This window comes from Lentzea atacamensis (assembly GCF_003269295.1).
Lineage (GTDB): Bacteria > Actinomycetota > Actinomycetes > Mycobacteriales > Pseudonocardiaceae > Lentzea > Lentzea atacamensis.
Genome location: NZ_QLTT01000005.1, coordinates 75,695 through 97,082 on the forward strand (window position 1 = coordinate 75,695; position 21,388 = coordinate 97,082).

The 21,388-nt window shown below is 67.8% G+C and carries 19 protein-coding genes; 9 read left to right on the plus strand and 10 right to left on the minus strand.

The window, feature by feature from the left end; all coding sequences use genetic code 11:
• Window positions 1-312: 312 nt before the first annotated feature.
• Window positions 313-1,827 (minus strand): phytoene desaturase family protein, encoded by a 1,515-nt coding sequence (locus C8D87_RS22940; protein WP_112228327.1) that lies wholly within the window; start codon window positions 1,825-1,827, stop codon window positions 313-315.
• A 65-nt stretch (window positions 1,828-1,892) separates the two neighbouring features.
• Between C8D87_RS22940 and fdhD the strand changes: the two genes are divergently transcribed.
• Genes fdhD through C8D87_RS22955 form a run of 3 tightly spaced genes read left to right on the plus strand, consistent with a single transcriptional unit; the run spans window position 1,893 to window position 4,758 of the window.
• The gene (fdhD, locus tag C8D87_RS22945; RefSeq protein WP_112228328.1) at window positions 1,893-2,720 is read left to right on the plus strand and encodes a formate dehydrogenase accessory sulfurtransferase FdhD; all 828 of its coding nucleotides are present in this window, start codon (window positions 1,893-1,895) and stop codon (window positions 2,718-2,720) included.
• Entirely contained in the window at window positions 2,707-3,837 is a 1,131-nt protein-coding gene (locus C8D87_RS22950) for a CaiB/BaiF CoA transferase family protein (protein ID WP_112228329.1), read from the plus strand. Before fdhD ends, C8D87_RS22950 begins: the two co-directional genes overlap by 14 nt.
• Before the next feature lie 39 nt (window positions 3,838-3,876).
• Window positions 3,877-4,758, plus strand: a complete 882-nt coding sequence (locus tag C8D87_RS22955) for an alpha/beta hydrolase (RefSeq protein ID WP_112228330.1) — start codon at window positions 3,877-3,879, stop codon at window positions 4,756-4,758.
• Here C8D87_RS22955 and C8D87_RS22960 read toward each other — a convergent pair.
• The 8 genes from C8D87_RS22960 to tig all read right to left on the minus strand — a co-directional run bounded on the left by C8D87_RS22960 (window position 4,755) and on the right by tig (window position 13,652).
• Complete coding sequence (locus C8D87_RS22960) at window positions 4,755-6,050, minus strand: serine hydrolase domain-containing protein (protein WP_170166551.1); 1,296 nt, start codon at window positions 6,048-6,050, stop codon at window positions 4,755-4,757. The two genes, C8D87_RS22955 and C8D87_RS22960, sit on opposite strands and share 4 nt — an antisense overlap.
• Window positions 6,047-7,357: a serine hydrolase domain-containing protein gene (locus C8D87_RS22965; RefSeq protein ID WP_112228332.1), complete on the minus strand. Its 1,311-nt coding sequence runs from the start codon at window positions 7,355-7,357 to the stop codon at window positions 6,047-6,049. The genes C8D87_RS22960 and C8D87_RS22965 overlap by 4 nt, the downstream gene beginning before the upstream one ends.
• A gap of 20 nt (window positions 7,358-7,377) precedes the next feature.
• Window positions 7,378-8,691 carry a serine hydrolase domain-containing protein gene (locus tag C8D87_RS22970; protein WP_112228333.1) on the minus strand — a complete coding sequence of 438 codons (1,314 nt, stop codon included), beginning with the start codon at window positions 8,689-8,691 and terminating at the stop codon, window positions 7,378-7,380.
• A gap of 21 nt (window positions 8,692-8,712) precedes the next feature.
• The gene (locus C8D87_RS22975; RefSeq protein ID WP_112228334.1) at window positions 8,713-9,291 is read right to left on the minus strand and encodes an RBBP9/YdeN family alpha/beta hydrolase; all 579 of its coding nucleotides are present in this window, start codon (window positions 9,289-9,291) and stop codon (window positions 8,713-8,715) included.
• Window positions 9,292-9,359: 68 nt separating this feature from the next.
• Complete coding sequence (gene clpX, locus C8D87_RS22980; protein WP_112228335.1) at window positions 9,360-10,640, minus strand: ATP-dependent Clp protease ATP-binding subunit ClpX; 1,281 nt, start codon at window positions 10,638-10,640, stop codon at window positions 9,360-9,362.
• A 243-nt stretch (window positions 10,641-10,883) separates the two neighbouring features.
• Window positions 10,884-11,498 (minus strand): ATP-dependent Clp protease proteolytic subunit, encoded by a 615-nt coding sequence (locus C8D87_RS22985; RefSeq protein WP_109640883.1) that lies wholly within the window; start codon window positions 11,496-11,498, stop codon window positions 10,884-10,886.
• A gap of 34 nt (window positions 11,499-11,532) precedes the next feature.
• Window positions 11,533-12,117 carry an ATP-dependent Clp protease proteolytic subunit gene (locus tag C8D87_RS22990; protein ID WP_109640882.1) on the minus strand — a complete coding sequence of 195 codons (585 nt, stop codon included), beginning with the start codon at window positions 12,115-12,117 and terminating at the stop codon, window positions 11,533-11,535.
• A gap of 185 nt (window positions 12,118-12,302) precedes the next feature.
• On the minus strand, window positions 12,303-13,652 hold the full coding sequence (gene tig / locus C8D87_RS22995; RefSeq protein WP_109640826.1) for a trigger factor: 1,350 nt from the start codon (window positions 13,650-13,652) through the stop codon (window positions 12,303-12,305).
• Window positions 13,653-13,934: 282 nt separating this feature from the next.
• On the opposite strand from tig, the gene C8D87_RS23000 reads away from it, so the two are divergent.
• The gene (locus tag C8D87_RS23000) at window positions 13,935-14,678 is read left to right on the plus strand and encodes a hypothetical protein (protein ID WP_112228336.1); all 744 of its coding nucleotides are present in this window, start codon (window positions 13,935-13,937) and stop codon (window positions 14,676-14,678) included.
• A gap of 450 nt (window positions 14,679-15,128) precedes the next feature.
• Entirely contained in the window at window positions 15,129-16,028 is a 900-nt protein-coding gene (locus tag C8D87_RS23005) for a LysR family transcriptional regulator (protein WP_109640824.1), read from the plus strand.
• 194 nt (window positions 16,029-16,222) lie between these two features.
• Here the strand turns inward: C8D87_RS23005 and C8D87_RS23010 are convergent, their stop codons facing one another.
• Window positions 16,223-17,215: a LacI family DNA-binding transcriptional regulator gene (locus C8D87_RS23010; protein WP_112228337.1), complete on the minus strand. Its 993-nt coding sequence runs from the start codon at window positions 17,213-17,215 to the stop codon at window positions 16,223-16,225.
• A 98-nt stretch (window positions 17,216-17,313) separates the two neighbouring features.
• On the opposite strand from C8D87_RS23010, the gene C8D87_RS23015 reads away from it, so the two are divergent.
• Genes C8D87_RS23015 through C8D87_RS23030 form a run of 4 tightly spaced genes read left to right on the plus strand, consistent with a single transcriptional unit; the run spans window position 17,314 to window position 21,388 of the window.
• Window positions 17,314-18,567, plus strand: coding sequence for an ABC transporter substrate-binding protein (locus C8D87_RS23015; protein WP_112228338.1), 1,254 nt, complete (start codon window positions 17,314-17,316; stop codon window positions 18,565-18,567).
• A 10-nt stretch (window positions 18,568-18,577) separates the two neighbouring features.
• Window positions 18,578-19,447, plus strand: a complete 870-nt coding sequence (locus C8D87_RS23020) for a carbohydrate ABC transporter permease (RefSeq protein ID WP_109640821.1) — start codon at window positions 18,578-18,580, stop codon at window positions 19,445-19,447.
• A complete protein-coding gene (locus C8D87_RS23025) occupies window positions 19,444-20,250 on the plus strand; it encodes a carbohydrate ABC transporter permease (protein WP_112228339.1) in 807 nt (268 codons plus the stop codon). The genes C8D87_RS23020 and C8D87_RS23025 overlap by 4 nt, the downstream gene beginning before the upstream one ends.
• A gap of 19 nt (window positions 20,251-20,269) precedes the next feature.
• Window positions 20,270-21,388: a glycoside hydrolase 5 family protein gene (locus tag C8D87_RS23030; RefSeq protein ID WP_112228340.1), complete on the plus strand. Its 1,119-nt coding sequence runs from the start codon at window positions 20,270-20,272 to the stop codon at window positions 21,386-21,388.

Genomic DNA, 21,388 nt, shown 5'->3' on the forward strand with positions numbered 1-21,388 from the left:
GCCGCAACACCCGCCGGCAGGTGCGCAGCCGCAGGCTCCTGCTCGCCGACTCCCGTGCGCCCGCGAGTCCCAGTCGCCCACGTGTGCGCTCGATCCACGGCTCGACCGTCTCCCGCCGCCAGATCGGGCCTGACGCGAGCTCGGCGTCCGGCTCCGGAATGCCGTGCGAGCGCCGCTTGCGCCACACAGCAACCAGTTGCCGACTCAGCCCCATGGCGTCGGCGATCTCCGCGATCCCGTAAAAGTCCCCCACGCCGTTCACTGTAACCAGAGATGACGTCAGATGCCATCATAAATGTCACCGACAGCGTCTCAAATGCGTTCGAGGACGGCACGGGCCGCGTTGTGGCCGCCGATGCCGCTGACGCCACCGCCGCGCCGCGAGCCCGCTCCGCAGACGAAGACGTTGTCCACGTCCGTCTCGACGCCCCACTTGCCGACCTCGGCGTCGGTTTCGGCGAACGGCCACCCGAGCTCTCCGTGGAAGATGTTGCCACCCGGCAGGCCGAGCTCTTCCTCCAGGTCCAGTGGTGTGCGGGCCTCGATGCACGGCTCACCGTTCGCATCGGTCGCGAGGCAGTCCTGGATCGGCTCGACCAGGTGGGCGTTGAGCTGGTCGAGGTAACGCCGCACCAGCTCGTCGCGCAGCCGTTCGTTGCGTCCTTCGAACAGCGACGCCGGCAGGTGCAGGCCGAACAACGTCAGCGTCTCGTGGCCCGCGAGCGACGGGCCGAGGATCGACGGGTCGGTCAGCGAGTGGCAGTACATCTCGCCCGGCAGCACCGACGGCACCTGACCGGCGACGCTCTCGAGGTACGCGGTCTCCAGCTGGTCGTAGGACTCGTCGAGGTGGAACGTGCCCGCGAACGCGAGCCGCGCGTCCACCCCGGACTTCAGCGCCGGCAACCGCCGCAGCAGCATGTTGATCTTCAGCTGGCAGCCGGGCGCGTCGTGCACTTCCCTGCCCTGCAACCGACCCAGCACGGAAGGCGCCACATTGGACAGCACGAACCGGGCCTCGGCTGTGCCGTCCCCGTAAGTCACCGACGCGGTCTTGCCGTCCGACTCGATCGACGTCACCTCGGCACCGGTGACGATCTCCGCACCGGCCTCGCGGGCGGCCCGTTCCAGCTCGGCGGTCACCGCACCCATGCCGCCGACCGGGACCTTCCACTCACCGGAACCGTTGCCGATCACGTGGTAGAGGAAGCACTTGTTGGCGCGCAACGAATGCAGCGACGAGTGCGTGCCGATCAACGCGTCGGTGGCGACGACGCCGCGCACCAGGTTGTTGTCGAACAGCTCCTGCAGCGTCGCACCGATCGGGCGTTCGAAGACCTGGTCCCACAACCGGCCGCGCGCCACCGCGTCGACGTGCAGGCGCAGGTGTTCCCGTGACACCAGCGGTTCCAGCAGGGTCGGCGCCAACGCGGCAGCCATCAGCTCCAGGTCGGCGTACCAGCGCTGCCACCGCTCCCAGTCGTCCAGCGACCCGCACACGGCCTCGAACGACGCCACGGTCGCCGGACCGGGCTCACGTTCGACGAGCAGTCCCGTCCTGCCGTTCGGCGTGTACGACGACGCGGCCCGCGAGCGCAGCGTCAGGTTCAGCCCGAGGTCGGACACGATCTGGTCGGGCAGCAATGACACCAGGTAGGAGAACCGGGACAGCCGGGCGTCGACGCCTTCCCACGGTGACGCGCTCACGGCCGCGCCGCCGACGTGCGGCAGCTTCTCCAGCACCTTGACCGACTTCCCGGCCCGTGCGAGGTACGCGGCCGCCACCAGCCCGTTGTGGCCGCCTCCCACGATCACGACGTCGTCCATGCCCCGAGATCCCTCCCACGTAGCCTGGTCGGTGGGGAACATAGCGGTCCGAAGGAGATGTGCACATGGGCCGAGTGACGGTGCGCCGAGCGGTCGAGCGGGTGTCGCCGAGCGGTCGGAGCCGCCGGGTGGACGCCCTGGCCGCCGAGGAACCGCTGGAGCTGAGGGTCAACGGGAGGTCGTTGGCCGTCACGATGCGCACACCAGGCCAGGACGTCGAGCTCGCGCACGGCTTCCTGCTCAGCGAGGGCGTCATCGGATCGGCGGAGGACGTGTCGATCGCACGGTTCTGCGAGGGCACCGGGCCGGACGGGATGAACACCTACAACGTGCTGGACATCGCGCTGGCCGACGGTGTGCCGCCGCCGGACACGGGGGTGGAGCGGAACTTCTACACGACGTCGTCGTGCGGGGTGTGCGGGAAGACCGCGCTGGACGCGGTGAAGCTCAAGACCCGCCACTCCCCCGCGCTGGACCCGGTGCGGGTGACGCCAGAGGCGCTGACGGGCTTCCCGGACGCGTTGCGGGAACGGCAGAAGGTCTTCGAGAGCACCGGCGGGCTGCACGCGGCAGGGCTGTTCGTGAACGGCGAGCTGCTGGTCGTACGTGAGGACGTTGGCCGGCACAACGCCGTCGACAAGGTGCTGGGCTGGGCGGTGCTGCAGAACCTCGTGCCGCTGCGGGGCGCGGTGCTGATGGTGTCCGGGCGGGCGTCGTTCGAGCTGGTGCAGAAGGCCGCGATGGCCGGCATTCCGGTGCTCGCCGCGGTGTCGGCGCCGTCGTCGCTCGCCGTGGAACTGGCTGAGGAGCAGGGCATGACGCTCATCGGCTTCCTGCGCGGCGACTCGATGAACGTCTACACCGGAGGGGAGCGCGTGCTTGAGACCGCTTGACGGCGTCGTGGTGGTGAGCCTGGAGCAGGCCGTCGCGGTGCCGTACGCGACGCGGCTGCTGGCCGACCTCGGGGCACGCGTGATCAAGATCGAACGGCCGGGCGTCGGCGACTTCGCGCGGCACTACGACTCGTCGTGCGGCGAGGTGTCGTCGTACTTCGCGTGGACGAACGTCGGCAAGGAGTCGGTGTCGCTGGACATCAACCATCCGGACGGCCGAGAGGTGCTGGAACGGCTGGTCGCGCGCGCCGACGTGCTGCTGTGCAACCTCTCGCCGCGGGTGTGGGAACGGCTGGCGCTCGACCTGCCGTCGTCGTTGATCGTCGGTGAGCTGTCCGGCTACGGCTGGGACGGCCCGTACGCGGATCGCAAGGCGTTCGACGCGCTGGTGCAGTCCGAGGCCGGGCTGGTGTCGCTGACCGGCGAGGGTGACGTGATGGCTCGCGCCGGCATCTCGGTCGCGGACATCGCGGCCGGGGTGCAGCTGCACGCGGCCGTGCTGGCGGCGTTGCTGCAGAAGGCGCGGACGGGCTCCGGGGTGCGGCTGCGGTTGTCGCTGTTCGAGGCGATGGCCGAGTGGATGCACCAGCCGATGCTCTACGCCGCCGCGACGGGTGCCGCCGCCCCGCGTTCGGGCGCGCACCACCCGAGCATCGCGCCGTACGGCCCGGTGGCCTGCGCGGACGGTGCCGTGCACCTGGCCGTGCAGAACGACGGTCAGTGGCAGCGGTTGTGCGGGCTCATCGGGCTCGAAGCCGAGGAGAGGTTCGCCACAGTTGCCTCCCGGGTGGCCCACCGGGACGAGCTGCAGAAACTGCTCGAACGGGCGTTTTCCGGCATGACCGCGGCCGAGCTCCTGGCGGCGCTGGACGCCGTCGACGTGCCTGCCGCGCTGACCCGCTCGATCACCGAACTGCCCACGCACCCGCAGCTGGATACGTGGGTTGACGTGCAGGTTCCCGGCGGATCGGTGCGGATGCTGCCGCCGCCGGTGGCGGGGTTCGAGTGGTCACCGGGTGCGGTTCCCGCCCTCGGCGCGCACAATGATCACGTGTTGCGCTGGCTGGGCTATTCGGACGAGGAACTGTCCTCCTTACGCGTGCGTTCCGTCCTCTGAGAGGGAAACGAGGAACGGTGCCCACGCGATGAGGTGAGCATGGGGGAACCGAGGTACAGCCGCCGCAGCCTCATCGCGGCGATCGGCGTGATCATCGCGACAGCCGCAGGCGGCGCGACGTACGTGTCGTCGCCGTCCGATGCCACGGAGCAGCAGATCGCCACGGCGGACCGCGTGCGCGGCACGAGCGCCGCCGAACCGACCGTCCGCTTCGAGCGCGTGTACTCGGCCGCCCGCCGCCGCGAGGTCACCCTCGCCTTCTACCTCCCGACCGGCGTGAACCCGCGCGGTCTGCCGATGTCGATCCTGCTGCACGGCCTGCACGGCGACGCCCGCCACGCCAACGCGGGCAACCTCGCCGGAGTGCTGACCTCGGCCGTCGCGAAGGGCTCCGTCCCGGCGTTCGGCTTCGTCGCGGTCGACGGCGGTGACAACTACTGGCACGAGAACATCCCCGGCGACGACCCGATGGCCATGCTGCTCGACGAGGTCCCGCAGTGGCTTCGTGAGCGCGGCTACGGCGAACCGTTCGCTGTGACGGGCGTGTCCATGGGCGGCTTCGGCTCGTTGCTCTACGCACGCCGCCGTGCCGAACGCGGCGACCCGATCGCGGCCGCCGCGGCCATCTCCCCCGGCCTGATCACGACGTGGCCGGAGATGGCCAAGCGCCGCGCGTTCAAGAACGAGGCCGAGTGGGCGTCGCTCGACCCGTTGCGCCACCTCAAGTCGACCGGCTCGACCGCGCTGGGTGTGTGGATCGGTGACCGCGACCGGTTCATCGAGGGCACCCGCCGGTTCATCCGCGACGTGCGGCCCGAGGTCGGCATGGTGAAGGCCGGAGGGCACGACGACGGGTTCTACCGCAAGGTGACCCCCGACGTCGTGCGGTTCCTCGCCAAGTACGCCAAGCGGGCCGTCTAGACCCGGGCTGCCACACGGCTCCAGTGCACCCAGCCGACGCGGCCGTTCCCGTCCCGGCCGCCCAGCGGAAGCACACCGCTCTTGTCGACCGCGATCAGGATGTCGTCCTTCAGGTGGACGTACTCGCATTCCTCCATCGACAACAGTGCCGCACTGATCGGGTCGCGACCGACCTGCCGCACCTTCACCCTGCCCTGGTCCGCCGGGGTGATGTGCACATCGAGCGCGGAGCAGCGGTAGAGCCCCACGACCTTGTCCGGGTCCACCGGCGTCGGTTCCACGGGCACGTCGGGGAACTTCCGCTTGCGCACGCCCGCCAGCTCACCGAGCAGGTGGTCGAAGATCGCGCCGAAGACCGGCCCGGCCTCGTCCCCTCCGTTGACCAGCAGGGCCACCGCCACCCCGGCCGCCGGCACGACTCGCAGCATCGCCACGTAGCCGACGGTCAGGCCGGTGTGCCCGATCACCTCGCCGCCCTCGTGGTTGGACAGTTCCCAGCCGAGACCCCACCACCATTCGCCGGTGCCGAAGTCCGGGTGCGTGGCCTGCCGCTCGCGCATCGCGTCGAACTCGTTGGTGCTCAGGTGCATCCGCACGAACCCGAGCAGACCGCGGGCCGTCGTGGCGAGCACGGATCCGCCGGCGACCCACGACTCCGGCAGGTGCTCGGTCACCGGCAGCCCCTTCAGATGCCCGTCCGCCATCTCGTGCCGGGCGTAATCGGCCCTCGACGTCGCCGCCGTCACGTCCAGCGAGTCGGCCAGCTCACCCAGCACGGCCCGGAAAGGCTTGCCGCGCAACACCTCGACGATCCGGCCGAGCACCGCGTACCCGCTGTTGCAGTACGAGTAGAGCTCGCCAGGCGGACTGACCTGTCCCACCGTGGCGAGCAGGCCGACGTACTTCGCCAACAGGTCGTCACCCGAACCCGTCTCGAACTTCAGGTCGCCCTCGAACCCTGCCGTGTGACAGAGCAACTGGCGTGGCGTGATGACCTTCGCCGCCGCCTCGTCGGCGATCTGGAACTCCGGCAGCACGTCGCGCACCGGCCGGTCGAGGTCGAGCAGGCCCTCGTTGACGAGCCGCATGATCAGGGTGGCCGTCCACACCTTCGTGATCGACCCGATCTGGAAGAGCGTCTCACTGGTGACCGGCTCCTTCGTGACGCTGTTGCGCACACCCGCTGCCGCGTCGACGATCTGGCCGTCGTGCAGCACAGCTACCTGCGCGCCGACGACTCCGTGCTCTTCGATCAGCTCCGGCAGCCTGCGCTCGATCCACTCGGCGATCACTGCCTCACCGCCACTCGCCCCCAGTGCAACCACTTGACCTTGCCCCTCTCATTGCGTCCACAAAGGACGACCACCTCGTGGCGTCCGTTCTCCTGCTCGACAGCGATCAACGCGTCATCGCGGAACCCCGTGTACTCCTCGATCACTGCCGGCGCCTCGTCGTCCCTCAGCGCTGCTCGCATCCGCACCCGGCCGTGTTCGCCCGCCGTGACGTGGATGTCGGCCCGCAGGGTGCGGTAGACCCCGACGACCGCGTCGACGTCGATCGGAACCGGGACGGCAGGCGGCTCGGGAGGCTCCCGCAGGGTGACGTTCGCCAGCTCTCCCAACACCTTCTCGTGCACCGCCCGTACGACGGAGAGGGCCGCTCCCCCGTTGGTGAGCACCGCGACGGCGAGACCGCACGCCGGAATCACCCGCAGGTACGCCTGGTTGCCGGGCGTGCTGCCGTCGTGCCCCATACCGCTGAGGCCGTTCTCGTAGTCGTACAGGACCCAGCCGAGCCCCTGCCTGCCACCGAAGCCGAAGTCCGGCGGCACGACCTGCGTTTCCCGCATCGCGTCGAACTCGGTGGTGCCCAGATGCATCCGCACGAACGCGAGCAGGTCCCGCGCGCTCATGGCGAGCACCGAGCCGGCCGGCGAGTCTCCCTCGGGCGTCTTCTCGGTGACGGGCTTCATCCCGTCGTCACCGCGCAGGTGCCCGGAGGCGCACCACCTGTCTGTGTACTCGGCATGGCGCGTGGCGGCGTTGCCCAGACCCAGCCGATCGAGGAGACGTTCGCGCAGAACGGTGTTGAAAGGCTTGCCGCGCAACACTTCCACAATCCGGCCGAGCACCACGTAGCCGCTGTTGCAGTACACGTACAGCTCGCCCGGCGGAGTCGTCTGCTCCGTGTCGGCCATGCGCTCCAGGTACTTCGCCAGCATGTCGTCGCCGTCGCCGGTGTCGTAGAAGAGATCACCCTCGAACCCCGCCGTGTGGCAGAGCAGCTGACGTGGCGTGATGACGCTCGCGGCCCGCTCGTCGGCCAGCCGGAACTCGGGAACGACGTCCCTGACCGGGCGGTTGAGGTCGAGCAGGCCCTCGTTCACCAGTTCCTGGACCAGCGTCGCCGTCCAGACCTTGGTGATCGAGCCGATCTGGAAGATCGAGTCCGAGGTCACCGGCTCGTTGGTGACGTTGTCCAGCACACCCGCTGCCGCGTCCACGATCTCGCCGTTGTGCAGCACGGCGACCTGCGCGCCGACGACGCCGTGTTCCTCGATCAGCTCCGGCAATCGGCGCCTGATCCACTCACCGATCATCTTCCCTCCAGCTGTCGTGCTCAGACCCGGACCGCGGCACGGCCGTAGTGGAGCCAGCGGACGCGCTCGTGCTCGTCGCGTCCACACAGGACCAGCACAGCGTGCGAGCTGCCCTGAGGTTCGACGGAGATCAGAGCGTCGTCGCGCAACGTGGTGTAGTCGGCGCCGCGCTCGCCGTCGGTCATCCCGGCCGCGGAGATCCAGTGCTTCGGCTCGTGACGAACTCGGACGCGACCGTTCGCGGCCGGCGTCACGTGGAGGTCGACGGCGGACGAGCGGTAGAAACCGGCGACCTTGTCGGCGTCGACCGGGACCGGTGTCTTCGGCGGCACGGGCAGATCGGGCACGCGGACGCCGGCGAGCTCGCCGAGGAGGTGGCTGAAGACCTCGCGCTGAAGCTTCGCCACTCCCCCGCCGTTGGTGAGCAAAGCGATCGCGACACCCGCCTCCGGGACGAGGCGCAGGGAAGCGGAGAAGCCCATCGTGTCGCCACCGTGGCCGAAGCCGCCGGAGTCGTGCACGGTCCAGCCGAGGCCCCAGCCACCGGGGGAACCTCTGTCGGGAATCCGGACGTGCTCGACCCGCATCGCGTCGTAGGCGCTCGTCTCCAGGTGCATGCGAGCGAAGCTGACGAGAGAACGCGCGTTCATCGCGAACGCAGAACCAGCTGGGGCGTCGGAGCCCGGCATCGGGCGGTCCGTCGGGTCGTCGAGGGAGAGGTGACCTTCCGCAACCTCGAACCGGGAGTACTCGTCGTAGTGCGTGGCGACGTCGGTCAGGCCCAGCGGTTCGACGAGCCGCTGGCGGAGCACGACGTGGAACGGCTTGCCGCGCAACACTTCGACGATCCGGCCGAGCACCACGTAACCGGCGTTGCAGTAGGAGAAGAGCTCACCGGGTGCGTGAAGCTGGGGAGCATCGGCGAGGAGGGCGACGAACTTCTCCACGCAGTCGTCACCGACGCCGGTGTCGAACCACTGGTCGCCCTCGAAGCCGCCGGTGTGGCACAGCAGCTGCCGAGGCGTGATCACCGACGCCGCGGCCTCGTCGGCGAGGCGGAACTCCGGCAGCACCTCGCGCACCGGCCGGTCGAGGTCGATCAAGCCGTCGTGGACCAGCTGCATCACCAGCGTGGCCGTCCAGGCCTTCGTGATCGACCCGATCTGGAAGAGCGAACCGGAGGTCACGGGCGCCCTCTTGACGGTGTTGCGCACGCCCGCCGCCGCGTCGTGGATCTCGCCGTCCGCGAGCACGGCGACCTGCGCGCCCGCGACGCCGTGTGCCGCGACGAGTTCGGGCAGCCTGCGGTGCAGCCATTCGGCTGTGCTGTTCACGTTCCCCCCAGAATGTGAGACCTAGCGCGGTGAGAGCGGCACCGTCTTCGACCGCACCCACTTGAGCACCGAGGGCCACTCGCCGTAGCCCGCGTCGGTGTTGATGTGGGCCGCGCCTGGCAGCACGTCCACCTCGATGCGCAACGCCTCTGCCAGCTGCTTGGCGACCGGCATCGAGCAGTACGGGTCGGCGTCGCCCACGACGAGGCGGGTGTCGGTGGCGGCACGGCGCAGGCCGGCCGGGTCGAGCGGAGCCGGGAAGAACGACTTGATGGCCTTTTCCGGGTAGTCCGGTGCGGGCGGGGCGACCAGCAGCACGCGGTCGACGTGCCCGATGTCCTGCCTGGCGGCGTGGTGCAGCCAGAGGTAGCAGCCGAGCGAGTGGGCGACCACGACCCGTTCACGGTCGGCCGGTGCAGCCTCCAGGTGCGTGTCGAGCTCACGCAGCCACGTGGCGAGGTCGGGCTCGTCCGGGTCGCTGAAGTGCGGCATGTCCACCAGGCCGCCGTGCTCCGAGACCGTGCGGGCCAGCCAGCTCTGCCAGTGGTCGGGGCCTGAGCCGGACCAGCCGTGGAGGAGGAGCACGTGGGGCAGCGACATGCCTCCACCTTAGAACGCCGAAAGGGCGCCGGTGTGATCACCGGCGCCCTTTCAGAGAGATCAAGAAACTACGCGGACTTCTCCCGGCGCTCCCGGCGCGAGGGCTGCCGAGCCACGATCGTCGGGTTCACGTTCTCCTTCACCGTCTGCTCGGTGATGACGACCTTGGCGACGTCCGTGCGGCTCGGGATGTCGTACATCACCGGGAGCAGGACCTCTTCCATGATCGCGCGCAGACCGCGGGCACCGGTTCCGCGCAGGATCGCCTGGTCGGCGACCGCCTCGAGCGCGGTCTTGGTGAACTCCAGCTCGACGCCGTCCATCTCGAAGAGCTTCTGGTACTGCTTCACCAGGGCGTTCTTCGGCTCGGTGAGGATCTGCACCAGGGACGGCTTGTCGAGGTTCGTGACGGAGGCGACCATCGGCAGACGCCCGATGAACTCGGGAATCAGGCCGAACTTGATCAGGTCCTCCGGCATGGAGTCGGCGAAGTAGTCCGCCGCGTCCACCTCGGCCTTGGAGCGGACCTCGGCACCGAAGCCCAGGCCGCGCTTGCCGACCCGGTCCTGGATGATCTTCTCCAGGCCCGCGAAGGCGCCCGCCACGATGAACAGCACGTTCGTCGTGTCGATCTGGATGAACTCCTGGTGCGGGTGCTTGCGGCCGCCCTGCGGGGGCACCGATGCGGTGGTGCCTTCCAGGATCTTGAGCAGCGCCTGCTGGACGCCCTCACCGGACACGTCGCGCGTGATCGACGGGTTTTCACTCTTTCGAGCGATCTTGTCGACCTCGTCGATGTAGATGATGCCCGTCTCGGCGCGCTTGACGTCGTAGTCGGCGGCCTGGATGAGCTTCAGGAGGATGTTCTCGACGTCCTCACCGACGTAACCGGCCTCCGTCAGCGCTGTCGCGTCGGCGATGGCGAACGGCACGTTCAGCATCTTCGCGAGTGTCTGCGCGAGGTAGGTCTTGCCGCAGCCCGTGGGGCCGAGCATCAGAATGTTGGACTTCGCCAGCTCAACGCCGTCGTCACGACCCTCGCGCCCGCGGTCGCCCGCCTGGATGCGCTTGTAGTGGTTGTAGACGGCGACGGAGAGGGTGCGCTTGGCATCACTCTGGCCGATGACGTACTGGTCGAGGAACTCGTGGATCTCGGCGGGCTTCGGCAGCTCGTCGAGCTTCACGTCGCCGGCTTCCGCCAGCTCCTCCTCGATGATCTCGTTGCAGAGATCGATGCACTCATCGCAGATGTAGACGCCGGGGCCGGCGATGAGTTTCTTCACCTGCTTCTGGCTCTTTCCGCAGAAAGAGCACTTCAGCAAGTCGCCGCCGTCACCGATACGCGCCATGACCGCTGACCTATGTCCCCTCCGGCGCACACCTGCTGTAGTGCGCCTGCTGACTTGCTGTGGCAGTCCCACTGGCTGTGGGTGCTGAGCCCGTTCTCCTGACGGTACCTGGCCTACCCCGTTTCAGGGGAGGACCAGCGTCCCCCCGACGCCCCGATCAGGCCAGTTAACCGGTCACATCGGCGTGTCGGGTGGGCGCGCGGTGCCCGCCTTCTGGGGTTTCCCAGAAGGCGGGAGCTCACATCAGGACTTGGCGGAAAGCTTCCGGTAGGGCAGCACGGAGTCGACGATGCCGTACTCCCTGGCTTCCTCGGCCGTGAGGATCCGGTCGCGCTCGATGCTCTCGCGGACCTCCTCTGCCGTCCGGTTCGTGTGCCGCGCCAGGGTGGACTCCATCAGGCGGCGCACGCGCTGGATCTCGTTCGACTGGATCTCCAGGTCGGACACCTGACCGTACGCACCTTCCATCGAAGGCTGGTGGATCAGGATTCGCGCGTTCGGCAGCGCGTGGCGCTTGCCGGGCGTGCCGGCGGCCAGCAGCACCGCGGCGGCCGATGCGGCCTGGCCGAGGCAGTACGTCTGGATGTCCGGGCGCACGAACTGCATGGTGTCGTAGATGGCCATCAGCGAGGTGAACGAGCCACCCGGCGAGTTGATGTACATCAGGATGTCGCGATCCGGGTCCTCGGACTCGAGCACCAGCAGCTGCGCCATGACGTCGTTGGCCGAGGCGTCGTCAACCTGCACGCCGAGGAAGATGATGCGCTCCTCGAACAGCTTGTTGTACGGGTTCGACTCCTTCATGCCGTAGCTGGTGCGCTCGACGAACGAGGGCAGCACGTACCGCGACTGAGGCATGTGGAACTGGCTCACTTCGAGATCTCCTCAGCTTCTAGTTGCCCGAACGCACCGACTGGGGGCGAGTGACGACCTTGTCGACAAAGCCGTACTCGAGCGCCTCCTGCGCGGTGAACCAGCGGTCGCGGTCCGAGTCCTGGATGACCCGCTCGACCGGCTGGCCGGTGTGCTCGGCGATGAGCTCCGCCATCTCGCGCTTGGTGCGCGTCAGCATGTCCGCCTGGATCGCGATGTCCGCGGCCGTACCGCCGACACCGGCCGACGGCTGGTGCATGAGGATGCGCGCGTGCGGGAGCGCGTGGCGCTTGCCGGGAGCCCCCGCGGAGAGCAGGAACTGACCCATGGAGGCCGCGAGGCCCATCGCGTACGTGGCCACGTCCGGCTCGATGAGCTGCATCGTGTCGTAGATGGCCATGCCCGCGGTGACGGAACCACCCGGAGAGTTGATGTAGAGGGTGATGTCCTTGTCGGGGTCCTCAGCGGCCAGCAGCAGCAGCTGAGCGGTGATGGTGTTGGCGATGCCCTCTTCGACCTGCGATCCCAGGACGATGATCCGCTCGCGGAGCAGCCGCTCGTACACCGAGTCGTTGAGGTTCATCCCGGCGGTGGCCGACCGCATCTCGGGGGTCGGGAAGGAGTGCTGCGTCACGTCTGCCTGCCTAACTCCAGGTGGAACGAATCTGGATGCGAAAACTCTCTGCGACCGACCTTAACGAAGGCGGGCGGCGTCAGATGCCCGACACCGCCCGCGTTCGCTCTAGGCAGTATTTTCGGCGCTCACCCGCTGGCGGGGAGTCGCCTGGATCACTCGCCCGCGTTGTCCTCATCGGACTTGGTCTCGCCGAAGAGCTCGTCGAGGTCCAGCTTCTGACCAGCCGTGTCGCTCACCGAGGCCTGGCGGACGACGCTCGCGAGCGCCTTGCCCCTGCGGACGTCGGCGAAGATCGCGCCGAGCTGCCCCGACTGCTGGGCCCGCTTGACGTACTCGTCCGGGCTGATGCCGAAGCGCTGGGCCTGGTAGATGATCCGCTCGGTCAGCTCGCCGTCGGACACCGTGACCTGCTCGGCGTCGGCGATCGAGTCGAGCACCAGCTGCGTCTTGACGGCCTGCTCGGCGGCCTTGCGGAGCTCGGCGTCGAACTCCTCCTCCGACTGGCCCTGCTCCTCGAGCCATGCGGCGAACTTGGCGTCGTCGTGGTCGAAGGCGTGCACGGCGTCGTGCTTGCGGGCGTCGATCTCGCCCTGGACGATGCCCTCCGGCAGCGGGACCTCGGTGGTCTCGAGCAGCGCCTCGAGGACCTTGTCGCGCGCCTGGACGCCCTGCTGCATCTTCTTGACGCGGCCGAGGCGGTTCTTCAGGTCGTCCTTGAGCTCGTCGAGCGTGTCGAACTCGCTGGCGAGCTGCGCGAACTCGTCGTCGAGCTCGGGGAGCTGACGCTCCTTGACGGTGTTCAGCACCACGGTCACCTCGGCCTCACGGCCCTGGTGCTCGCCGGCGACGAGCGTGGTGGTGAAGGTCTTGGTCTCGCCCTCGGAAGCGCCGAGCAGAGCGTCGTCGATGCCCTCGACGAGCTGGCCGGAGCCGATCTCGTAGGACAGGCCGCTGGTGCGCGCCTCCTCGACCTCTTCACCGTCGACCGTGGCCGACAAGTCGACGATGACGAAGTCACCGTTCTCGACCGGGCGGGTCACACCGGTCAGCGTGCCGAAGCGGGCGCGGAGCTCGTCGAGCTGCGTGGCCACGTCCTCGTCGGTGACCTCCTGCTCGTCGACCGTGACCGCCAGCTCGCCGAAGGCGGGCACGGTGATCTCGGGACGAACGTCGACCTCGGCGGTGAACTCGAGCGTCTCGCCGTCCTCGATCTTGGTGACCTCGAAGTCGGGACGGCCGAGCGTGCGCACCTCACCCGCGGAGACCGCTTCCAGGTACTTGGCCGGGATGGCCTCCTGGATGACCTCGTCCAGAACCGGAGCGCGGCCGATGCGGCTCTCCAGCACCTTGGCGGGGGCCTTGCCCGGACGGAAACCGGGGATGCGGACCTGCTTCGCGAGCTTCCGGTACGCCTGGTCGAAGTTCGACTTGAGCTCGTCGAACGGCACCTCGACGTTGATCCGGACCCTCGTCGGGCTCAGGTGCTCGACGGTGCTCTTCAACGTGGACTCCTCGTAGCGAACAAGAACGTGCAGACAGCCGGTACCGCCTGATGTGGCGCCCGGATTCCCAGCGAGTCTAGGCGAGACCCGCGCTGTGACCGCCGCCACCCCTGTCCACGCATCGTTCGGCCCAGCTCGGCCTCAACGACCGGACCAACCGTTTCAGCTTGCCGACCGATCTTCACCAGCAAGCGATGGCATTGCGTGACCGAGCTACTACCGTTTCGGTCCGGCGGTCGCACGGCCGCTCTGGGGTGCTACGTGAATATTGAGGGGAAACAGATGTCTCGAGCGACCAGACTGCTCGCGGCCGCATCCGCGTGCGCGACCGTTCTCGGCATGAGCGCGACGCCGGCTCTCGCCGCACCGGCACCGGAGGCAACGGCCGCAGCGTACGTCTTCACCGACGGCCTGGTGACGGAGGCTCTCGTTGCGGAGAACGGCGAAATCCGTCAGCCGATGCACGCTTCCGGCTTCACCGCGACACACCCCGGCTGGGACGTGCGACTGTCCGACGAGGCCGCCGCTCCTGGCCTGCCGAAGCAGGACGTCCGCCTGCGCGCGAGCCAGGACGCGACCAGCTCGAGCGCGGGCAACAAGGGCTTCCTCTCCATCATCGACGGCCACTCCAGCGAGGTCCCGCTCGTGGTGGTGAACTACGTCAGCGGCGGCGTCTCCTGCAGCCCTGGCGGCGTGTGGCATTCGCACGCCGGCCAGGTTCGCTTGTGGGTCCGCGACCTCGGTCACGAGCTGTACGAGGTCGACTGGTGGAACAGTGAGGCCAAGTCGCTCTTCGACGGCGGCGGCCCCGCCGACAGGCCGTACGACGGATTGATCAGCACCACCGTGAAACTCAACAGTCTCGACAAGCTCGACCAGCTCACCGGCTACGGCCCCTTCGCCAAGTACCAGGGCCGCACCCACGGCGGCGGGAAAAGCCTCGAAGTGGTGATCACCCAGACCGAGCGCGGCGGTGCGACCAAGACGTACCGCATCCTCGCCGGGGCGTCCGTCGCGACCTGCTGATCCATTTCCCCGACGCCGCCGCCCACCACGGGCGGTGGCGTCCGCGGCGCAGCGTTGCTCGGCGCTTGTCGGCTTTGAACCACGACAGGCCGCCCGGGACATCCGCCTGTCCGACGGGACCTCCGGCGCAGGCCCGCCGGAGCATGATTTGGCAACCCCTGCCTGGCGGCTGCACGTACGCGGTGAACCCTCCGGTCGGCGGCCTTTTGGTTCGCCTGGCAAACAACTTCACCGAAAAGAGTCGGCCAACTACCGCCCGTCAAAGACCCCGTCTCAATTTCACTCTTTCGGCGGAAACGCTCTTTCCGGCACGATCAAGATGACTCCATAAGCACCAATCGGGCGCGCGCACACGACAGGTAGCGTTACGACTCCCGCACCACCCGTAACAGGACCACGGGAACGAACGAGAAAAAGTCATCGCGCCGTTTTACCCCGAGGACCCGCCTGATGGAGACACGCCAGCTTCTCGCGTTCACGACCGTGGTGCAGACCGGCAGCTTCACCAAGGCTGCAGCCACGCTCAATTGCTCGCAGCCCACCATCACCACCCGCATCAAGGCCCTGGAGGAGGGCCTGGGCGTCGTCCTTTTCCGCCGCCTCCCCCGAGGTATCCAGATGACGTCAGCGGGCGTGGAACTGCTCCCGTTCGCGCGAAACATCATCAACCTCACCGAAAAGGCCCGAAAAGCCATAACGATGAACGGTGAGCCCCACGGCAAACTCGTCATCGGCTCCGCACAGAGTTTGACCGACTACCGTCTGCTACCGCTCATCGAATACATGTGCTGGCGCTACCCGTCGGTCCAACTCTCACTGCACTCGCGGAACACGCTCAACAACCTGAACTCAGTCCGCGACGGCGCTCTCGACTGCGCCTTCTTCATCGGCGCCATCGAACCCCGAGAGGGCCTCGAAACGACAGTTCTCTGCCCCGAACCCTTGGTGATGGTTGCGGGCCCCAGCCACATGCTGACCCAACGCGACTCCCTGACCGACGACGACCTGACCAGCAGCACACTGATCCGAGCCGAGAACGGCGCTTCGTACCACGAACTCTTCGAAAACTCCCTCGGCTACGACGACACCAGAGCCCCGGTCCTGGAACTCGACTCGGTGGACGCCGCCAAGCGAGCCGTGGCCTCAGGCCTTGGCATAGCCCTGATGCCCGAGGTGACCGTGGCCTCCGAGCTCGCCGACGGCAGGTTGGTCCGCTTGCCCTGGTCCCCGAACTTCCGCGTCTACACGCAGTTCGGCTGGCGCCAGGACAACTCGACGAACCCGGCGGTGACAGCCCTGGTGTCAGCAGCGGCCCAGGTGGTGAGCGACCAGGTCGCCTCCCTGACCTGATCCCGCACACCCACGCGACACGCGGCATGCGCCACATCGCGCGAGGGCGAAGCCGAGCTGCTTTGAGCAATGCACCGCCGTGGGGTGGGTCCCGTGACGGGGCCCACCCCACGCAAACACCACCTACGTAACGGCAAGCCGCCCAACGCAACCGGGGACGACCCCCAACCGGCGCGCAACCCCGGAACAGCAACTCACCCCACCCCAGGCGCCACCGCGGTACTCCCCCGAACCACCAACTCCGGCAACACATCCTCGACGTCAGTGGGCGAAGCCCCCTCCAACACCGCCAGCAACGCCCGAGCAGCCCGAGCCCCGAACGCAAACGTGTCCCGAGACAACGCAGTCAACCGCCCGTGCTGACACAACACCGAGTCATCCCAAGCCACGATCGACAACTCGGCCGGCACAGCAACCCCGAGGGAAGCAGCCACCTCAGCCCCAGCCACAGCCATAACATCGTTGTCGTAAACGATCGCGCTAGGCGGCACAGCCCCCTCCAGCAACATACGAGTTGCCGCAGCCCCAGCCTCAGCCGTGTAGTCCCCGGCCACGATCACCCCGTCCACAACGGACGACAAAAAGGCCTGATCCCGCCGAACCGTGTGCAACAACGAGGGCAACCCGGCAACTCGAGCAATCCGCCGATGCCCCAACGACTTCAGGTACTCGACCACCGAAGTCATCGCAGCGTGGTCATCAGCCCACACCGAAGCCAGCGCCCCGTGGTGCCCAGCCCCACCCACCACGACAGCCGGCATCCCGAGCGATGACATCAACGCGACCCGCGGATCCGACACCAGCAGGTCCACGAGGAACACCCCGTCGACCCGGTGCTCGGCCCACCACCGCTGATAGAGCTCGATCTCCTCCGAGCGCGAGGACACCACCTGCAGCAGCAGCGCGGACGACATCTCGGACTGCATCCCGGCGATCAGCTGGAAGAAGAACGCCTCGTCCCCCAACGCCCGCGGCGGCCGCACGAGCACCAGCCCCACCGCACCAGCCGAGGCAGAGGACAACGCCCGAGCGGTGGCAGACGGCCGGTATCCCAACGACGAGGCCACCTCCAGCACGCGCGCCCGCGTCACCTCGGACACGCCGGACCGGCCGTTCAGCGCGAGCGACACAGCGCCCTTCGACACCCCGGCCGCGGCCGCGATGTCCTTGATGGTCGGCCTCTTCACGCAACGCACCCTGTCCGGAACAAGACAACAAGACGTCCGGAGGCTAGCCGGAGATAAACCGGTTTAGCTAGGGTCCGCGACCAAGGAGGTGGGTGTCAATGAAGAGGCGCACGTTCCTCGCGGGCCTGGCGGCGGTGCCCGTCGCGGGCTGCGGACTGTCCGGCACGTCCAGCACCACGACAGCGGGAAACGGCCAGGTCACCGGCGAGATCACGTTCCAGACGTGGTCGCTCAAGCCCAAGTACACCGACTACGTCAACGGTGTCATCGACGCGTTCCAGAAGCAGCACGCGGGTACGACCGTGAAGTGGGTGGACCAGCCCGCGGACGGGTACCTGGCCAAGGTCATGGCCGACGCCAGCGCGGGCAGCCTGCCCGACGTCATCAACGTGCCGCCGGACCTCAGTTTCCCGCTCGCCGAGGCAGGGCAGCTCGTCAACCTCGACGAGTCGCTCAAGGACGCCGAGCCCGAGTACCTCGAGAACGCCTGGCAGGCGTTCGAGATCCCCGGCAAGGGCGGCTGCTACGGCTTCCCCTGGTACCTCAACACCGGGCCGATCTTCTACAACAAGGCCTTGTTCCAGCAGGCAGGCCTCGACCCGGACAAGCCTCCGACGAACTTCAAGGAGCTCGAGGAGCAGGCGCTCAAGCTCGCGCAGAAGAAGATCGCGATGCTCGGCCAGACGCCGTCCATCGCCGACTTCGGGCTGTACGGCGTGAAGCTGTTCGAGAACGACAAGTTCGCCTTCAACGAGCCCAAGGGCGTCGAGTTCGTCGAGAGCTACAAGCGGATGTACGACGCGGGCGCGCTGATTCCCGAGGCGCTCACGCAGAACTACACCGGCGCCGGCGCCAAGTTCATGGCGCAGCAGACCGCGCTCAACCCCGGCAGCGCGTACGACCTCGGCAAGTTCAAGACCGACGCGCCGAGCCTCTACGCGAACATCGGCATCGCCAAGCCCATCACGAACACGGGCAGCGCCAACATGTTCCTGCACGGCGTGAGCGTTCCGAAGAGCAGCAAGAACCAGGCGACCGCACTCGCGTTCGGCCGGTTCGTCACCAACGCCGAGAACCAGGTGAAGTTCGCCAAGCTCGCGTCGATCTTCCCGTCGACCTCCAAGGGCGGCGACGACCCGTACTTCACCACGGAGGACGGCAGCGACGAGGCGCGCGTGCGCGTCGCGGCGGCCAAGCAGCTCAAGACCGCCGTGAACTACACGCCGGTGCAGTTCAGCGACCAGATGCGCGAAGCGCTGCTGCAGCAGCTCGCGGACGTGATGCTGGGCAAGAAGTCCGCCAAGCAGGCGTTGGACGACGCCGTGAACGAGTGCAACCGGCTGCTGAAGTGACTCCCGGAAAATGACACATCGCCCGTACACACCGTGGCTGTTCCTGTTGCCAGGACTGGCCATCAGCCTCCTGTTCGTCATCTTCCCGTTCCTGAACATGATCGTGCTCTCGTTCACCGACGCGAGCGCGCTGGGCGGCGGCCGGTTCACCGGCGTGGACAACTTCGTGCGAATGGCCCAGGACCCCAAGTTCTGGGTCGCCGCGCGCAACAGCCTGCTCTACATGGTGGGCGTGGTCCCGCCGCTCGTGCTGTTGCCGCTGCTGATCGCGATGCTCGCGCAGAAGGTCGTGCCGGGCATCGGGATCTTCCGCACCGCGTTCTTCACACCGGTGATCGCGTCCGCGGTGGTGGTCGGGCTCATCTGGACGTGGCTGCTCGACAGCCGCGGCCTGGTGAACAACGTCGTGGAAGCGCTGGGCGGCACCAGGATCGGGTTCCTGACCGACTCGACGCTGCTGCTGATCAGCTCGATGGTGGTGACGATCTGGCGCGGCCTCGGCTACTACATGGTGATCTACCTGGCCGCGCTCGCGAACGTGCCCAAGGACCTGCACGAGGCCGCGATGGTCGACGGCGCGGGACCGATCAGGAGGTTCTGGTCGGTCACCGTGCCCTCGCTGCGGCCGACGATGGTGCTCGTCGCGGCGTTGAGCGCGGTCAACGGGTTCCGCGTGTTCTCCGAGATCTACCTGCTGTCGGGCGGCTCCGGCGGGCCGGGCGGGGCGAGCACCACGATGGTGCTGCTGATCCAGTCGGTCGGTCGCGGCCTCACCGGTGAGGTCGGGTACGCCTCGGCGCTGAGCTTCGTCCTCTTCGTCATCCTGCTGGGCCTGCTGCTGGTCACCCTCAAGCTGAACCGCAGGGAGGACCAGCTGTGAAGCTCGTCCTCCGGTACAGCGCACTGCTGGCGATCCTCGCGATCAGCATCGGGCCGTTCCTCTGGCAGTTCGCGACCAGCATCAAGGGACCGAACGAGGACGTCTTCGTCCCCGACTTCATCCCGGACGACCCGACGTTCAGCAACTACGCCGCGGTCGCCGACGTGGTCCCGGTCTGGACGTTCGCCCTCAACTCACTGGCCGTGGCGAGCGTCAACGTCGTCACGAACTGTCTCGGCGCCGCGATGGCCGGGTATGCGCTGGCACGCTTGAGGTTCAAAGGACGCAAGCTCGCGGCCGTGATCTTCGCCAGCAGCATCCTGGTGCCGTTCGAGGCCATCCTGATCTCGCTGTTCCTGGTGATGCGCGGGTTCGGGCTCACCAACACCCTCACCGGTGTCGTGCTGCCCGGCGCGATCGCAGCGCTCAACGTCCTGTTGCTGCGCAACGCCTTCCTCGCCCTCCCGGCAGAAGTCGAGGAAGCCGCGATCATCGACGGCGCCAACGCGTGGCAGCGCTTCACCCGCCTCGCACTGCCGTCGGTGAAGGGCACGCTGGTCGTGGTGGCGCTGTTCTCGTTCATGTTCAGCTGGGACGACTTCCTCTGGCCGCTCGTCGTGCTGAGCGACCAGGAGAAGTACACGCTCACCATCGGCCTGGCGTACCTCCAGGGCACGTTCGTGCAGAACCAGCGGCTGGTGGCGGCGGGCACGATCATCGCCGTCCTCCCGCTGATCCTGCTGTTCCTGTTGCTGCAAAAGCACTTCTTCCGCGGCGTCGGAGAAGGCGCGATCAAGGGCTGAACAAAAGGGGTTCCACACTGTGCGTTTCGGCGTGAACTACACCCCGTCGACCGGCTGGTTCCACCACTGGCTCGACTTCTCCATCGACGACGTCAAAGCCGACTTCGACTCCATCGCCGGTCTAGGTCTCGACCACGTGCGGGTCTTCCCGCTGTGGCCGGTGTTCCAGCCCAACCGCGCCGTCATCCGCCCCAAGGCCGTCGACCAGCTCGCCCGGATGCTCGACGCCGCTCACGAGACCGGCCTGGACGTGCAGGTCGACGTGCTCCAAGGCCACCTGTCGAGCTTCGACTTCTACCCGTCGTGGGTGCAGACCTGGCACCGCCGCAACATCTTCAGCGACCACGACGTGATCAGCGGGCAGCGGTTCTACATCCGCACGCTGGCCGAGGCCCTGCGTGACAAGCCGAACTTCCTCGGCTTCACCCTGGGCAACGAGGTCAACCTGCTCACCGAGTCGAACCCGTGCACACCCCACCAGGCGGCGGAGTGGCTCGACGCACTGCTCGAAGAGTGCGAGACCGCCGCACCGGGCCTTCCGCACGTGCACTCCGAGTACGACGCCGTCTGGTACGAGAGCGAGCACGCGTTCCTGCCGGAGCACGCGGCCAACAAGGGCGCGATGACAACTGTGCACTCGTGGGTCTTCAACGGCACCGCACAGCGCTACGGCCCGCTGTCCCCCGAGAGCGTCCATCACGCCGAGTACCTCGTCGAGCTCGCCAAGGCGCACGCGAAGGATCCGCAGCGCCAGGTGTGGCTGCAGGAGGTCGGCGCCGCGCAGCCCGAGATCAGCGCCGAGCAGGCCCCCGAGTTCGCCGAGCAAACGCTTGCGAACGTGTTGACCTGCACGAACCTGTGGGGCGTCACGTGGTGGTGCTCGCACGACGTCGACCGTGCCCTGGTGGACTTCCCCGAACGCGAGTACGAGTTGGGGTTGTTGACGACAGAACGCAAGGTCAAGCCGCTCGGGGAGGCGATCGCCCGGATCGTGCGCGACACACCACCGGCACCGGTCGCGCGCACGCCGATCAGGCTGCACGGCGACCGGCCCTCGTGGGGACCTGGTGGCGCTTTCTTCGAAGAGTGGATGACTCTCGCGCGCGACGGCGTGCGGGCCTCGATCGAGCTGGGGTGA

What these genes read in the sequence shown, in the direction of transcription:
- C8D87_RS22990 (WP_109640882.1), bottom strand. Translation starts at nt 12,117, where the DNA reads ATGCGGTCGGCCACCGCCGGGATGAACCTCAACGACTCGGTGTACGAG.
- C8D87_RS22965 (WP_112228332.1), bottom strand. Translation starts at nt 7,357, where the DNA reads ATGATCGGTGAGTGGATCAGGCGCCGATTGCCGGAGCTGATCGAGGAA.
- C8D87_RS23015 (WP_112228338.1), top strand. Translation starts at nt 17,314, where the DNA reads ATGAAGAGGCGCACGTTCCTCGCGGGCCTGGCGGCGGTGCCCGTCGCG.
- C8D87_RS22975 (WP_112228334.1), bottom strand. Translation starts at nt 9,291, where the DNA reads ATGTCGCTGCCCCACGTGCTCCTCCTCCACGGCTGGTCCGGCTCAGGC.
- C8D87_RS23020 (WP_109640821.1), top strand. Translation starts at nt 18,578, where the DNA reads ATGACACATCGCCCGTACACACCGTGGCTGTTCCTGTTGCCAGGACTG.
- fdhD (WP_112228328.1), top strand. Translation starts at nt 1,893, where the DNA reads ATGGGCCGAGTGACGGTGCGCCGAGCGGTCGAGCGGGTGTCGCCGAGC.
- C8D87_RS23000 (WP_112228336.1), top strand. Translation starts at nt 13,935, where the DNA reads ATGTCTCGAGCGACCAGACTGCTCGCGGCCGCATCCGCGTGCGCGACC.
- C8D87_RS23005 (WP_109640824.1), top strand. Translation starts at nt 15,129, where the DNA reads ATGGAGACACGCCAGCTTCTCGCGTTCACGACCGTGGTGCAGACCGGC.
- C8D87_RS22985 (WP_109640883.1), bottom strand. Translation starts at nt 11,498, where the DNA reads ATGCCTCAGTCGCGGTACGTGCTGCCCTCGTTCGTCGAGCGCACCAGC.
- C8D87_RS22955 (WP_112228330.1), top strand. Translation starts at nt 3,877, where the DNA reads ATGGGGGAACCGAGGTACAGCCGCCGCAGCCTCATCGCGGCGATCGGC.
- clpX (WP_112228335.1), bottom strand. Translation starts at nt 10,640, where the DNA reads ATGGCGCGTATCGGTGACGGCGGCGACTTGCTGAAGTGCTCTTTCTGC.
- C8D87_RS22940 (WP_112228327.1), bottom strand. Translation starts at nt 1,827, where the DNA reads ATGGACGACGTCGTGATCGTGGGAGGCGGCCACAACGGGCTGGTGGCG.